Raw genomic sequence first — 14,266 nt, 5'->3', positions numbered from 1 at the left:
TCAAGGAGTTGAAAATGACTTTACCAACCTGATTACTTTTGGCTTGTATTGTTGATAAGTTAGGGAAATTAATTTTTTAATACTTTCAAAATAGCACTTGCTTTTAACAGGCATTCCTGATATTCCTGTTCAGCATTACATTGGTAGGTAATTGCACCACCAACCTGGAAAGATAAATATTTGGCCTCCGCATTGTATAAAATGCTTCTAATGACAACATTAAAGTCGAAATCTCCATCAGGACTAATGCAACCAAAAGAACCAGAATAAACACCTCTCTTGGTAACTTCATATTCCTCAATTAACTGCATGGCTTTAACCTTTGGTGCGCCCGTCATGGAGCCCATTGGAAAGGCATTCTTAATTGCATCAATAAAGTGTACATCAGGTGCTAAATTGCAACTTATGGTCGAAATCATTTGGTGTACCTGAGGGAAAGTATAAATTCCGAAAAGCTCATCAACTTTAACAGAGCCTTTTACAGCAGATTTAGTAAGGTCGTGACGCACTAAATCAACAATCATTACATTTTCTGTTTGTTCTTTAAGATCATTTCTTAAACGAAGTTTAATCTGCTCATCTTCTTTCAGATCATGGCTTCTTTTAGCTGTTCCTTTTATGGGTTGAGAAATTAATTTTGTACCACGTTTGCATAAAAAACGTTCTGGCGTGGCAGATAAAATGTACTGATCATGAACTTTAAAGTAACCGGCAAAGGGAGTAGGCGAGATGGCATTCAGCAATTCAAATGTGCAAACGGGGTCTATTTCTGCATGTTCAGCGAAAAATTCCTGACAAAAATTAACCTCATAAATATCACCGCGAATAATGTGGCTTTTTAAGCCTTCAACCGTATTAAGGTATTGGTTTTTAGTTAAACGTTGTAATATGTTTAACTTGTTTAATGCTCTTGTTGGTTTGGTTCTGAAATTTTGGATTTCATCTAAAACAGATTTAACCCCAATTAAAACCTCCGCTTTTTCATCTTTAAAAGCAATTAAAAATTTTGGAACAAAAAAATAAAGATCGGGGAAGTTTAAGTGATCTGAATTATTTGACCGGAGTTCTTCCACTTCATTTTTAAGATCGTAACCTAAAAAACCAAAAAGCCATTGCTTATTTTCTGTATGAAATGCTTTTAACTGGTCAAAAGCATTGCCCGAAGAACATTTTAATTCGTTTTGAACACCTGCCGCGATAAGAAAATCATAAGCAGAGTAAGTGTCTTTATATTGATTGGAATCCAAAAGACAGCATACATCAAACTGATTTGCCCAGTGCAATGCCTTTTCTTTAAAATCTGATATGTTTTGTGCGTTTTTCAAGCTGCGGCAAAGGTAAAAATAGCGCTGATAATTGTACGAAATTAATTTAATCCTGACCGATTATTTATTCTTTATGGCGCTGTATTGGAAAGTAGAAACCTTTTTTTATTAATATCATAAAAATCTCCAAATGTCAATTTATCTAATCCTGATTAACTCCAGTTTTGAAGCTATAGAAAATTGCTGTTCTAAAAACAAAAAGCAATCCAACTTAATGGATTGCTTTTTTATGATTTGTTTATACTCGTCGAAAGATTGCTCTACTGCGGTCGGAATAACGACTCGACTCAAATAAATGATCTTTTATATTAATTCAACTCTAATGTTTGTGCCCTGTCTGGACCCACTGATAAGAATTTAACAGGCACTTCTAATTCTTTTTCAAGAAATTTGATGTAATCGGTTAATTCAGCAGGGATCTGATCAGTCGAAGTAATTTTAGTTACATCAGTTTTCCAGCCTTTAATTGCTTTTAATACCGGTTTTGGTTCAATCGAAATAATGTCGTACGGCATATAATCAATCGTTTCTCCATTATGCTCGTAGTGTGTACAGGCATAAATGGTATCAAAACCATCTAAAACGTCAGCTTTCATCATAATTAATTCGGTTACCCCGTTTAACATGATGGCATATTTTAAGGCAGGAAGATCAATCCATCCGCAACGACGTGCGCGACCTGTTGTTGCTCCGAATTCGTGGCCAATCTGGCGTAAATTTTCACCAACTTCATCATTTAATTCTGTTGGGAATGGGCCGCCACCCACACGTGTGCAATAAGCCTTGAAGATGCCATAAACAGCACCAACCTTATTAGGTGCAATACCTAAACCTGTACAAGCACCTGCAGTTGTGGTGTTACTTGATGTTACAAAAGGATATGATCCAAAATCAACATCTAATAAAGTTCCTTGTGCACCTTCAGCTAAAACAGCTTTTCCTTCTTTTAAATAACCGTTAACAAAATGTTCGCTATCTACATGAGGAATGGTTTTTAAGAATTCGATGGCTTCGAAAAAAGCAGCTTCTTTTTCAGCCAATTCATATTCAAAATTATAATGCGAAAGAATTTCGGTATGTTTTTCTACCAGTTTAGCATAACGAGCTGCGAAATCAGGAAGGGTAGTATCGCCAACACGTAAACCATTACGACCGGTTTTATCCATATAAGTTGGGCCAATACCTTTTAAGGTTGAACCAATTTTATTTTTACCCATTCTTGCTTCATTTGCTGCATCTAATAATTGATGTGTAGGCAAAATTAAGTGGGCTTTACGTGCAATTACCAATTTACCTTCTCCAACAGGATCATGGCCAGCTTTTTTTAAGTTATCTAACTCTCTTTTAAGGATAATAGGATCTATTACAACACCATTACCAATTAGGTTCATGGTTTTTTCATTAAAAATACCTGATGGAATGGTATTTAAGACAAATTTTTTGCCATCAAACTCTAAGGTATGTCCGGCATTTGGTCCGCCCTGGAAACGGGCGATAAGATCATATTTTGGACTTAGAACATCAACGATTTTTCCCTTTCCTTCATCGCCCCATTGCAGGCCGAGAAGTACATCTACTTGCGTCATTATTAATAAATTAAACTGGTTTTATTTTGTGGATTTATTTAATTTGCTTTAATTTTTGCAGCCTCAGCAGCATTTTCACTAACTTTTCTGGCTACACTACAATCAGAGCAAAAGCCATAAAGATTTAAGGAATGGTGTTTGATATCGAATTTTAATAAATCACCAACCATCGTTTGGATTTGATGGATACGGGGATCGCAAAATTCTACAACTTTACCACATTCAATACAAATTACGTGATCGTGCTGGCGGTAACCATAAGATTTTTCGAATTGAGCCATGTTTTTACCAAACTGGTGCTTGGTAACCAAATCACACGAAACCAATAACTCTAAAGTATTGTAAACCGTAGCACGACTTACGCGGTACTTTTGGTTTTTCATATGAATGTATAAGGTTTCAACGTCGAAGTGATCGTCTCGTGAATAGATTTCTTCTAATATTGCGAAACGTTCCGGCGTTTTCCTAAGATTTTTGTTTTCTAAATAAGCCTCAAAAATCTTGCGAACGAGCTCATTTGTTTTTTGTTCAGACATAGTTTTTAAACTCCATTCAAAGGTAGGTAAATTGTTTGATTGTTGTAGCGTTCAATTGTTTAATTGTTGTAAGATTAGTCCGGAGTCGGAAAGTCAAAGGTTGTAAATCCAGAGTTCAATTTTCAAATATAAATGTAAGTAGTAGTTTTTTAATTGAAGTCTTTGTATTCTTTATTTATTAAATCTTTAATTTCCATTCCAGGAGAAATAAAATGTTGTTTGGGTTGATCTAAAAATTGTTTTTCCTCACCCATTGCAAAACCGAGTTTGTATCCAATATTGTCGGAAGTCGTTAAAAATACATTGTCGTGTTCTGTGTCGTCTGAGGGAATAAATAACATTACTTTTTTGTTTGTAACTTTATCAGCTACCCAATTTTGCCCGCTTTGTGTTGTTGTCCAGCCTTTTACATAAAATGACCTGTTAAATCCCATTGGATAATGAACATAGTTTATGAAGTAGCAATAGATCTCAAAATCTATGTCAAATGGAAAGGTAATTGCAAATTCGTTTTCTTTAAGTTTATAAAGTCTTGGTTGAGCCTGAAAGGTCTCTTTGTTATACACATTACAAAAACCTTTTAAAATACTGTCAACTTCTAAGTTTGAGATGTTTTCAACTAAAACGAGCTTGTCATTTTTGCGTTCTTCTTTTCGTAAATGTTCATTTGAAGGTCTTGCCGTATTATTATCCGGTTTAATTTGCTGATTTAGTAGTTTTGTCTTAACAAGATAAAACGCTATAGTTACTAATATGATTCCAATAATTATAGATTGTATCTTCATTTTTTTTTTGTATGTCTGAATAAGGTTCTTTAAGATTGAGATCCTGTACTGCTCTCTATTTAGTTGTTCGGATTTCTAACTATCTAAGCATCAAATCTGGTTACTCCTGTAACACCTCTAACTTTCAGTAAATTCTTAATCAGGTTTTCGAGGTGTTCGGTATCATTTACAAAAATCATAATCGAACCATCAAATATTCCTTCATTGGTATCAACTGTAATGGAGCGCATGTTTACTTTAAAATCGGTAGAAATTACACGGGTAATGTTGTTAATTAAACCAACATCATCAATACCAACAATGTGTAAGCCTGTTAAAAAAGTAAGTTCCTGTTGTTTGTTCCATTTGGCTTTAACAACCCTGTAGCCATAATTTGCCATCAACTGTGCTGCATTAGGGCAATTGGTTCGATGGATTTTGATGCCTTCACTTACCGTAATAAATCCAAAAACATCATCACCGGGAATTGGGTTACAACAGGCTGCAAGAGTGTAATCAATGCGTTGCATGTCTTCTCCAATCAGTAAAATATCAGATTCTGAACCTTTAATTTTACTCTTTATCCCGTCAACGGATAAGTTTTCCGGACGTTCAGGTCCGCGGGTTTCAATTTCTTTTTCGCTCGACAGGTATTCTTTAATGTCTTTAAGTTCTATTTTGCCTAAAGCCACATTTACAAAAAGTTCTTGTGTAGATGGAAGTTTAAAGAAGTAGCTTAATTTGTTTAAGTTATCGGTATTGTAAGTAATCTTCAGCGATTTTAATTTACGTTCTAATATCTCCTTACCATTCTCAGCAATTTTGCGCTTTTCTTCTTTTAGAGATGATTTAATTTTTGATTTGGCTTTTGCTGTAACAACAATATTTAACCAATCCTCTTTAGGCGTTTGTTTATTAGAAGTAATAATCTCTACCTGGTCGCCATTTTGAAGTTTATAAGATATTGGTACCAGTTTATGATTTACTTTGGCTCCAATACAGGTAGCGCCTACATCAGTATGAATTTCAAAGGCAAAATCTAATGCGGTTGCGCCTAAAGGCAATTGAATTAAGGCGCCTTTTGGTGTAAAAATGAAAATCTCATCTGAAAAAAGGTTCATTTTAAAATCATCCAGAAAGTCTAAGGCATTGGCCTCAGGATTGCTTAACATTTCCCGAACCTTTTGAATCCATTGATCCAGGCCGTTATCATTGCTCGATTCTTTGTATTTCCAGTGTGCGGCAAAACCTTTTTCGGCAATCTCATTCATTCGTTGGGTACGAATTTGTACTTCTACCCATTGCCCTCTCGGCCCCATTACCGTGGTGTGTAAACTTTCGTAACCATTTCCTTTTGGGGAAGAAACCCAATCGCGTAAACGATCAGGATTGGGGCGGTACAAGTCGGTAACAATAGAATAAGCCTTCCAGCAATCTGCCTTTTCATTTTCAGGTGCGCTATCCAGGATAATCCGGATGGCAAAAAGATCGTAAACTTCCTCAAATGGGATGTTTTTCTTTTTCATTTTATTCCAAATGGAATGGATAGATTTTGGACGGCCGTAAACATCGGCCACCAGGCCTTGTTCGTGAACAATTTCATCTATTGGCTCAACGAACTTTTTAATGAATAAAGCACGTTCAGCCTTTTTCTCATTTAATTTTTTCGCAATAAATTTATAGGTATCAGGGTCAAGATATTTCATGGAAAGATCTTCCAGCTCTGATTTTATGGCATATAAACCCAGGCGATGGGCAAGTGGGGCATATAAATAAATGGTCTCTGATGCGATTTTAAGTTGTTTATGACGAGGCATAAAATCCATCGTCCGCATATTATGGAGCCTATCTGCAAGTTTGATCAAAATTACCCGAACATCATCAGCAAGGGTAAGCAACATTTTACGAAAATTTTCTGCCTGTAAAGAACTATTGGTATCAAAAACACCCGATATTTTGGTTAAACCGTCGATAATTTTGGCCGTTTTCTTGCCAAATTCGCGCTCAATATCTTCAAGGGTAATGTCAGTATCTTCAACAACATCGTGCAATAAAGCACATACAATAGAAGTGGTGCCCAGGCCAATTTCCTCGGCAGCAATTTGTGCTACCGCAATTGGATGGTAAATATAAGGTTCTCCAGATTTCCGGCGCATGTCTTTATGGCTTTCGAGGGCCATATCAAATGCTTTTCTGATTTCTTTTTTATCCCCACGTTGTAAAGTGGATTTACTCGCCCTTAATAATGCCCTGTATCTTTTTAGAATTTCTTGTTTCTCAGCCTCTAAGTCAATCACTAACTCTGTTTTCATTTGTATTTTTTGCGTAAAAAATTGCGTCTTATTATTGAATAAAACTTATATTAGTTCTATGAAACACCTAATATATGAAATAACACCTAACTTTGTCAACGTATAAAATTATGAATTTTAAAGGGCTCTTTTTTCTGTTTATTGTAATCATTTTTGGCTGTTCGCTAAAAGCGCAGGAGAATGTTGCACCAGTTTTCCCTAAAATGGGTAAAAGTGATACGATTAGAGTGGCTTCTACAAATGATAACGGAATTATGATTCCATGGATGCAGCTTAATGATGTAAGCATTTATGCTTTACGGATTTGGAAATCGCCGGAAGAACAGGCTGCTTATAACCGGTTGCGTTATAATGTTTTAAAGGTAATGCCATATGCTTTGTATGCCAAACGCAGATATGAGCAGCTGGAACAGGATTTAGTCGTTAATACAGAAAAAAAGAAACAAAAAGAACTGGTTAAAGCTTGCGATAAAGAGATTAAGGAAATGTTTAACCGCGAAATAAAGGAGTTAACCATTGCCCAGGGACAGATATTAACCAAGTTGATAGATAGAGAAGTTGGAAGAACCACTTACGATATTGTTAAACAAACAAAAGGTGGTTTCGCCGCATTTTCTTATCAGATTATTGCACGTGTAGTTGGTCATAATTTAAAAAGTACTTATGATCCTAATCAGGACCGGGATATCGAATCCATTATTCGTACATCCGGATTCTATCAATAAATTGCCTAATGAAGGAAACCATCCCAAATATTTACCCATTTAAGGTAAAAAAAATTAACGGTGAGGATCAACACTTATCGGCTTACAGAAATAAAGTTCTTTTAATTGTAAATACAGCTTCTGAATGCGGTTTTACCCCTCAGCTCAAAGAATTACAGCAATTAAAGGATGAAATTAACAATCCTGATTTTGAGATTTTAGGTTTCCCTACCAATGATTTTGGTAAACAGGAACCTTTAAATGGAGAAGAAATCAGTTCTTTTTGTGAAATAAATCACGGTGTTCAATTTCCTGTTTTTGATAAAATTATGGTTCGTGGAGATCACGCACACCCACTTTATCAATTTCTGAGCGACAAAAAGCAAAATGGGAAATTAAGTTCGAAGCCGAGATGGAATTTCCATAAGTTCCTGGTGAATAAAAAAGGAGAGGTTGAAGATTATTTTCTTCCTTTTACAAAACCATTAAGCTCAAAAATTAAAAAGAAAGTTCAACGCCTGTTGGGCGAAAATTCCCTTTAAATTAATGAAATTAGATATTTTAGTTATAGCCGTTCATCCGGATGATGCTGAGCTTTGCTGTTCGGGAACGATTTTAAAACACATTGCCCAAGGAAGAAAAGTTGGTATTGTAGATTTAACGAGAGGTGAACTGGGTACACGTGGTACTGCAGAAACGCGGGATGAAGAAGCTAAAGAATCGGCCAGAATTTTAGGCTTACATGCCCGCGAAAATTTAAGATTCAGGGATGGTTTTTTTCAGAATGATGAATTTCATCGCTTAGAAGTAATTAAAGCCATTCGTAAATATCAGCCCGAAATTATTTTAAGTAATGCTTTACACGATCGCCACCCAGATCATGGACGTGCAGGAGATTTGGTTTATGATTCCGTTTTTTTATCGGGCTTACCTAAAATAGAAACGGTGGTTGATGGAGTAAATCAGGCCGCACACCGTCCGAGGTTGTTATTGCAGTACATTCAAGACAGGTACATTGAGCCTGATGTAATTGTGGATATTACTGATTTTATGGATACTAAAATTAAATCGATACAGGCTTTTAAAACCCAGTTTTATAATCCAGATGTTGATGGTTTGGATACTTACATATCTTCTCCAGAGTTTTTTGAAAGTACCATAGGCAGAGCTCGAGAATTTGGTAAAAGTATTGGCGCAACCTTCGGGGAAGGCTTTACTTCAAGGAAGTTGCTTGGCGTAGATAATTTATTTGACTTAAGGTAAAATTGTTTTAATCTTACCAGGTAAGGACACATATGGGTTTGCGTATTAAATAGATCTTAGATTTCCTTTGGCATCTTAGGTTGTTCTGGAATATTACTTTTATTTACCACCTTAGACAACTAAGAACACCTGAGTTGGAGTATTAAATAAATCTTAGATGCCCTTAGGTGTCTTAGGTGGTTCAGGAAATGTTACTTTTGTTTACCACCTTAGACAACTAAGAACACCTGAGTTGGGTTGTTAAATAGATCTTAGATTTCCTTTGGCATCTTAGGTTGTTCTGGAATATTACTTTTGTTTACCACTTTAGACAACTAAGAAGACTTGTGTTGGGGTGTTAAATAGATCTTAGATGAGCTAAGTATTGAGCTGGTTAAAACTATCCAACAAAAGCCATCTTTATTTGTTACTCTAAAAACGAATAATAATGGCCAATATATTTTCTTCTCTAAAAAACGCATATAATCTTTTTAAACATGTAGATTTTGATAAGCTCGAAGCGCTTTCAAAAAAGGTAGATCTCCCTAAAATGGTCGAAACCATTTCGAGTTTAGATGATAAACAAATCCAGGGCATGATGAAAATGATGGGTGGATCTCACAAAAAAAGAGAATTGCCACCTATTGAAGGCGATTTTTATCATTTAGGTGATGAAGCATTAAATGATGAAGACCGGGAACTACAGCTAAAAGTACGTGCCTTTTTAGAAAAGGAAGTAAAGCCAATTGTAAACCATTATTGGAATAAAGCCGAATTTCCTTTCGAAATTATACCGAAGCTCGCCGAGCTAAATATATGTGGTTTAACTTACAAAGGTTATGGTTGTCCGGGTAAATCTAACCTGATGGAAGGCATATTGGCGATGGAAATGGCCCGTATAGATACTTCTATTTCTACTTTCTTTGGTGTTCAAAGTGGCTTAGCCATGGGGTCTATTTATTTATGTGGCTCAGAAGCGCAGAAACAGCAATGGTTGCCTTTAATGCAACAATTTAAAGTTATCGGCGCCTTTGGTTTAACTGAACCCGAAGTCGGGTCTGCTGCGGCAGGTGGTTTAACTACAACCTGCAAAAAAATTGGCGATAAGTGGGTTTTAAACGGACAGAAAAAATGGATAGGCAACGCAACTTTTGCCGATATTTTAATCATTTGGGCAAGAGATGAAGACAGCGGTGAAGTAAAAGGATTCATCGTTAAGAAGGAAAACCCAGGCTTTGCTGTAGAAAAAATGCAGGATAAAATGGCTCTACGTATTGTGCAAAATGGGATTATTACTTTAACCAATTGCGAAGTAGAGGAAGCTGATCGCCTGCAAAATGCCAACTCTTTTAAAGATACAGCTAAAGTTTTACAAATGACCCGAGCAGGGGTTGCCTGGCAGGCAGTAGGTTGTGCGCGAGGTGCGTATGAAAATGCACTGGATTATACCCGCACTCGTAAACAGTTTGGAAAGCCCATTGCGTCATTTCAGTTGATTCAAAATCATTTGGTGGAGATGTTATCCAATCTAACCGCAATGCAAACCTTGTGTTATCGTTTATCACAATTACAGGATCAGGGTTTGCTTAAAGATGAACATGCCTCTTTGGCTAAGGTATTTTGTTCTTTACGCACACGCGATGTGGTGAGCAAAGCACGTGAGGTAATGGGGGGCAATGGTATTTTACTCGAATATAATGTGGCCCGTTTTGTAGCTGATGCAGAGGCGATTTATTCTTATGAAGGTACAAAAGAGATTAATACGCTAATTGTTGGTCGTGCAATAACTGGTTTTTCGGCATTTGTATAAAATTAAGATGAATGTTTAGAGCGCCTTTGAGTTTATTAAATATATTAAGGGCTAAACCCGATTGGAACGGATGCGGATTTTTTCAACCAGCAGAAGGGAAAGCGGGGTTAAAGATGCCAAGGTATACCAAACCGTTCATTTCCAATTAATAATTTAATGCTAATAAAATCTGTTGTTAAAATGGATGTTTATTAAAGGCAACCTGACTCATGGCGCTTTTTTCATATAAAGCTATACACGATTGATTAAACTGAGAATCAAAGTTTACTTCTCCTGGTTGCAGCGTTTTGGGTGTTGCTGTATTTTCCATAAAGAAGTAAACCTTGGTATTCCCATATTTGGTGTGCGGCATTAAATTGCCGTAGTCCTGCAATTCTTTCCAAATGCTATCTTTAACCGTTACAATATAAATCCTTTGCACGGGGCCAGTATTATTGGCGTTTCTGTATTTAACAACTTCGGTAAAACCGGCTTTCATATCTTCAGCGCCAGGTTGGTTAAAAGTATCTCTCACCATAAAGAAAGTTAAAGCTAAAACAACCACAACAATTAAATAAGAAAGGATTTTTTTGTTCATGCCTACAATAAAGGCAATATTTTTTCCATAACTGTCAATCCCTCGTCAATATGTTTTTGCTCAATACATAAAGCCGGGCGAAAGCGAATGGTTTGGTTACCACAACCTAAAAACATAACATTGTTTTCCAGTCCTTTGGCTATAAAAGCATTGCGCATTTCTTTGTCAGGGAAATCGAAAGAGCATAATAAGCCTCTGCCACGTACATTCGTCATTTTATCAAATTTCTGTGCCAGTTTTCCCAGGTTATCTTTAAGATAATTACCCATTTGTGCTGCATTATCACAGAGTTTATCTTCTTCTATAATTTGTAGAATTTGAGTAGAACGTACCATATCTACCAGATTTCCGCCCCAGGTAGAGTTAATGCGACTTGGTACTTTAAATACATTTGTTTCAACCTCATCTACTTTGTTTCCTACTAAAATACCACAAACCTGCATTTTTTTTCCAAAAGCAATAATATCGGGACGGGCTTTTTCTCCAAAGTGCTGATGACACCAGAATTTTCCTGTTAGGCCTACTCCAGTTTGTACTTCATCGTAAATTAAGAAGGCATCATTTTCATCAGCCAAGGCTTTAAGCTGTGTTAAAAACTCTTCACGCAGGTGGTTATCTCCGCCTTCTGATTGAATGGGTTCGATAATGATTGCACAAATGTCGTCTTTATGATCAGCAAATGCTTTTTTAACCTGTTGTATTGATGTTTCTTCTGTTTGAATGGCATGGTTTAGGTGATCACCCTCCAATGGGAATTTAACATCAGGCGTACTAACCCTTGGCCAGTCGAATTTTGCGAACCATTTGGTTTTATCGGGTAAAGTATTAGTTAAACTTAAGGTATAACCTGTTCTGCCATGAAAGGCCTTTTCGAAGTGTAAAACCTTAAAACCTTTTTCCTCAGTATAACCTTTGGCAAAGTTTTTTTGAACTTTCCAATCCATAGCTACTTTAATGGCATTTTCTACAGCAAGGCCGCCGCCCGCAATAAAAAAGGCATGCGGTAGATAGGAGGGAATGCCTACCTGAGAAAACGTTTCAACAAACTGTGCATATTGTTGGGTATATACGTCGGAGTTTGAAGGATTGGCAATAGCCGCCTGTAATAAACTGCTTTTAAAAGCTTCATCATTTATCATTTTGGGGTGGTTGTAACCCAAAGGAACGGAAGCAAAGCAGGTAAAAAAATCAAGTAAAGTTCTGTTGTATTTCGAATCGTAAATGTAAGCGCCATGGCTTTTCTCCATATCGTAGGTTAGGTCGAAACCATCTGCTAAAATATGCTTTTTAAGAGACTCGTTAACGCGATTGGCGGGTACTGTTAATTGGTACATAAATTTGGTTTTGGTGTATTTCAAATTTAGTAAAAAGCCCCTGATTTTAAAATTTAGGCACTTTTTGTACTCTTAAGGCAAAAAATAGGTTTAAACTGTTTAAAGTATGTTTTTAGACAAAATCGCATTTTGGACTTTAGAAATGTGGAAAACTTTTTTGATGCAGATTGAGAAACAACGGACATTAAATTCAGTTTTTGATTCATAATTACCGAAAAATTATGCCTTGTAATGATAAATATTCAATTTGTCGTTGGTTGGTAATTTTGCAAATCCATAAGGCATAAACGCTTTTTGAATGCAGTTTCTGTTTGCCATTTACACTTCATCGCCGTACTTTTAATTAATTAAAAAAGGAGATAGATATGAATACTGAAAAAGCCATTCTTGCTGGCGGTTGTTTTTGGGGCGTAGAAGAACTTATCCGTAATTATCCGGGTGTAATTTCTACAGTAGTCGGTTATACCGGAGGCGATGTGCACAATGCAACTTACCGCAACCATGGTACACATGCCGAAGCTATTGAAATAACGTTTGATCCTGAACAGTTATCCTATAGGAAACTGCTTGAATATTTCTTCATGATCCACAATCCTACAACCCGCAACAGGCAAGGAAACGATGTGGGTACGTCCTACCGATCAGCTATATTTTTTACAGATGATGCACAGGAAGAAACTGCAAAAACATTAATCGCTGAAATGAATGCTTCTGGTAAATGGCCGGGCCAAATTGTAACAGAGGTTGTGCCGGTAACTGATTTCTGGAATGCGGAAGAAGAGCATCAGGCTTATTTGCAAAAGAACCCTTATGGTTATACCTGCCATTTTGAAAGACCAGAATGGACGTTGACCTCATAAAAATTTTATCGTCATTGCGTGTGTTAGCGCGTAATGACGGTAATTTTTCGCTAAACTGATTTTAAACTTAGTTTATTTTTCAGCCATCTCTTTAAGTTTCTCGTTCATTAAATTAAAACCATTGGTTGTATTATTATGCAATTGGCTTTTAAATAAAGGAACAAGGATGCCTTTGAATTTTTCGCTCTGTTTGAAGGTAGTTGTTCCGTTGCCATGGTCGATAAGTTCAAATTGATGTTCGCCATCAAAAAGACCAGTAAATAATAAGTGCCCAATCCAGCTGAAACGTTTATTGGTTTCAAAGGCTAAAACTTTAGGCTTAAAAATCATTTTTTTAGCTCCGGGTGGAGCAATTTCAACCTTTATTTTTTGTCCTGTTTTAACTGTTCCTTCAATCAATTTTATAAAAGGATTCCAGTTTGGATATTCGTTAAAATCAATTAAAATATTCCAGATTTTTTCGGGAGTGGCGTTTATTAAAATGTCGGTTTCAATTTCTGTTGGCATAAGTGTGCGGTTAAATAATTAAGGGTATAAAATCAGAAAACGATTTTTTAAATCAAACTTTGTTTTTCCGTTTTTCTATACACAAAGGTGTAAAGCATTCAGCAGCTTTGCACTTGATAAAAATCAAGAATTAATAAAACTTATTTTTTCCTTATTCGGCTAAAGGTTTCGGGCGTCATCCCCAACATAGAAGCAATATATTGTAAGGGCACCGCATTAAACAAAGTTTTGTTGTTGTTGAAGAAATGGTGATATCTTTCTTCGGCCGACATAGACAGGTGGCTAAAAATACGATCTTCCATTGTAGAAAAACATTTGGTTATAAACCTGGTTTCGAAGGTTTGCCATGCCGGAATTTGTTTGCCTATTGTGCTGTAATCCGTTTTACTAATAGAATATAGCGTAACATCTGTTAGGGCCTGGATGTTCCACCGTGCAGGAGCTTCCAGTATAAAACCCGAGAGGTCGGTTAAGAAATAGGCTTCCTGAGCAATCCATTGCGTAATTTCTTTGTCCCCATGGTTTACAAATATCCTTAAAAGCCCGGATTGAATAAAAGCAAGCCGATCAACAGTTTTACCTGCTTTTAAGAAAAATTCTCCTTTTTTTAGCTTGGTGAGTTTAAATCGACTCGTTACTACAGTTAAATCCGTAGCGGTAATAACACCAAAGTAATCAGCTAAATGTTTTTCGAGTGCTGTCATTTTAT

At 36.3% G+C, this 14,266-nt stretch carries 14 protein-coding genes; 5 read left to right on the top strand and 9 right to left on the bottom strand.

Annotated elements, in window-relative coordinates:
• Positions 1-68: 68 nt before the first annotated feature.
• The 5 genes from R2Q77_RS20315 to R2Q77_RS20295 form a co-directional block, all read right to left on the bottom strand.
• Positions 69-1,325: an anthranilate synthase component I family protein gene (locus R2Q77_RS20315; RefSeq protein ID WP_316805540.1), complete on the bottom strand. Its 1,257-nt coding sequence runs from the start codon at positions 1,323-1,325 to the stop codon at positions 69-71.
• Positions 1,326-1,633: 308 nt separating this feature from the next.
• Positions 1,634-2,911, bottom strand: a complete 1,278-nt coding sequence (locus R2Q77_RS20310) for an adenylosuccinate synthase (protein ID WP_316805539.1) — start codon at positions 2,909-2,911, stop codon at positions 1,634-1,636.
• A 38-nt stretch (positions 2,912-2,949) separates the two neighbouring features.
• The gene (locus tag R2Q77_RS20305) at positions 2,950-3,447 is read right to left on the bottom strand and encodes a transcriptional repressor (RefSeq protein ID WP_316805538.1); all 498 of its coding nucleotides are present in this window, start codon (positions 3,445-3,447) and stop codon (positions 2,950-2,952) included.
• Positions 3,448-3,596: 149 nt separating this feature from the next.
• Positions 3,597-4,232 carry a hypothetical protein gene (locus R2Q77_RS20300; RefSeq protein ID WP_316805537.1) on the bottom strand — a complete coding sequence of 212 codons (636 nt, stop codon included), beginning with the start codon at positions 4,230-4,232 and terminating at the stop codon, positions 3,597-3,599.
• Between the two features lie 83 nt (positions 4,233-4,315).
• Complete coding sequence (locus R2Q77_RS20295; RefSeq protein ID WP_316805536.1) at positions 4,316-6,523, bottom strand: bifunctional (p)ppGpp synthetase/guanosine-3',5'-bis(diphosphate) 3'-pyrophosphohydrolase; 2,208 nt, start codon at positions 6,521-6,523, stop codon at positions 4,316-4,318.
• Positions 6,524-6,633: 110 nt separating this feature from the next.
• Here R2Q77_RS20295 and R2Q77_RS20290 point away from each other — a divergent pair, with 110 nt between their 5' ends.
• The 4 genes from R2Q77_RS20290 (at position 6,634) to R2Q77_RS20275 (ending at position 10,279) form a co-directional block, all read left to right on the top strand.
• Positions 6,634-7,248 (top strand): DUF4294 domain-containing protein, encoded by a 615-nt coding sequence (locus tag R2Q77_RS20290; protein ID WP_316805535.1) that lies wholly within the window; start codon positions 6,634-6,636, stop codon positions 7,246-7,248.
• Positions 7,249-7,256: 8 nt separating this feature from the next.
• Positions 7,257-7,769 carry a glutathione peroxidase gene (locus tag R2Q77_RS20285; protein WP_316805534.1) on the top strand — a complete coding sequence of 171 codons (513 nt, stop codon included), beginning with the start codon at positions 7,257-7,259 and terminating at the stop codon, positions 7,767-7,769.
• 4 nt (positions 7,770-7,773) lie between these two features.
• The gene (gene bshB1 / locus R2Q77_RS20280; protein WP_316805533.1) at positions 7,774-8,490 is read left to right on the top strand and encodes a bacillithiol biosynthesis deacetylase BshB1; all 717 of its coding nucleotides are present in this window, start codon (positions 7,774-7,776) and stop codon (positions 8,488-8,490) included.
• Between the two features lie 427 nt (positions 8,491-8,917).
• Complete coding sequence (locus R2Q77_RS20275) at positions 8,918-10,279, top strand: acyl-CoA dehydrogenase family protein (protein ID WP_316805532.1); 1,362 nt, start codon at positions 8,918-8,920, stop codon at positions 10,277-10,279.
• A 175-nt stretch (positions 10,280-10,454) separates the two neighbouring features.
• Here R2Q77_RS20275 and R2Q77_RS20270 read toward each other — a convergent pair whose 3' ends face one another.
• Both R2Q77_RS20270 and lat read right to left on the bottom strand, forming a co-directional pair.
• Positions 10,455-10,856, bottom strand: coding sequence for a hypothetical protein (locus R2Q77_RS20270; protein WP_316805531.1), 402 nt, complete (start codon positions 10,854-10,856; stop codon positions 10,455-10,457).
• Positions 10,857-10,858: 2 nt separating this feature from the next.
• On the bottom strand, positions 10,859-12,190 hold the full coding sequence (gene lat / locus R2Q77_RS20265; protein WP_316805530.1) for an L-lysine 6-transaminase: 1,332 nt from the start codon (positions 12,188-12,190) through the stop codon (positions 10,859-10,861).
• 365 nt (positions 12,191-12,555) lie between these two features.
• On the opposite strand from lat, the gene msrA reads away from it, so the two are divergent.
• The gene (msrA, locus tag R2Q77_RS20260; protein ID WP_316805529.1) at positions 12,556-13,050 is read left to right on the top strand and encodes a peptide-methionine (S)-S-oxide reductase MsrA; all 495 of its coding nucleotides are present in this window, start codon (positions 12,556-12,558) and stop codon (positions 13,048-13,050) included.
• A gap of 72 nt (positions 13,051-13,122) precedes the next feature.
• Here the strand turns inward: msrA and R2Q77_RS20255 are convergent, their stop codons facing one another.
• Positions 13,123-13,557 (bottom strand): SRPBCC domain-containing protein, encoded by a 435-nt coding sequence (locus R2Q77_RS20255; RefSeq protein ID WP_316805528.1) that lies wholly within the window; start codon positions 13,555-13,557, stop codon positions 13,123-13,125.
• A gap of 140 nt (positions 13,558-13,697) precedes the next feature.
• Entirely contained in the window at positions 13,698-14,261 is a 564-nt protein-coding gene (locus tag R2Q77_RS20250; protein WP_316805527.1) for a Crp/Fnr family transcriptional regulator, read from the bottom strand.
• Positions 14,262-14,266: the final 5 nt, after the last annotated feature.

It is taken from the genome of Pedobacter nototheniae (genome assembly GCF_032678625.1).
Taxonomy (GTDB): Bacteria; Bacteroidota; Bacteroidia; order Sphingobacteriales; family Sphingobacteriaceae; genus Pedobacter; species Pedobacter nototheniae_A.
This window is presented reverse-complemented; position numbering and strand designations above follow the sequence as displayed.

Bases quoted from the DNA above. Each gene is read 5' to 3' on its own strand.
- R2Q77_RS20295 (WP_316805536.1), bottom strand. From the start codon at position 6,523: ATGAAAACAGAGTTAGTGATTGACTTAGAGGCTGAGAAACAAGAAATT.
- R2Q77_RS20255 (WP_316805528.1), bottom strand. From the start codon at position 13,557: ATGCCAACAGAAATTGAAACCGACATTTTAATAAACGCCACTCCCGAA.
- R2Q77_RS20305 (WP_316805538.1), bottom strand. From the start codon at position 3,447: ATGTCTGAACAAAAAACAAATGAGCTCGTTCGCAAGATTTTTGAGGCT.
- lat (WP_316805530.1), bottom strand. From the start codon at position 12,190: ATGTACCAATTAACAGTACCCGCCAATCGCGTTAACGAGTCTCTTAAA.
- msrA (WP_316805529.1), top strand. From the start codon at position 12,556: ATGAATACTGAAAAAGCCATTCTTGCTGGCGGTTGTTTTTGGGGCGTA.
- R2Q77_RS20250 (WP_316805527.1), bottom strand. From the start codon at position 14,261: ATGACAGCACTCGAAAAACATTTAGCTGATTACTTTGGTGTTATTACC.
- R2Q77_RS20285 (WP_316805534.1), top strand. From the start codon at position 7,257: ATGAAGGAAACCATCCCAAATATTTACCCATTTAAGGTAAAAAAAATT.
- R2Q77_RS20310 (WP_316805539.1), bottom strand. From the start codon at position 2,911: ATGACGCAAGTAGATGTACTTCTCGGCCTGCAATGGGGCGATGAAGGA.
- R2Q77_RS20300 (WP_316805537.1), bottom strand. From the start codon at position 4,232: ATGAAGATACAATCTATAATTATTGGAATCATATTAGTAACTATAGCG.
- R2Q77_RS20275 (WP_316805532.1), top strand. From the start codon at position 8,918: ATGGCCAATATATTTTCTTCTCTAAAAAACGCATATAATCTTTTTAAA.
- R2Q77_RS20270 (WP_316805531.1), bottom strand. From the start codon at position 10,856: ATGAACAAAAAAATCCTTTCTTATTTAATTGTTGTGGTTGTTTTAGCT.
- R2Q77_RS20290 (WP_316805535.1), top strand. From the start codon at position 6,634: ATGAATTTTAAAGGGCTCTTTTTTCTGTTTATTGTAATCATTTTTGGC.
- bshB1 (WP_316805533.1), top strand. From the start codon at position 7,774: ATGAAATTAGATATTTTAGTTATAGCCGTTCATCCGGATGATGCTGAG.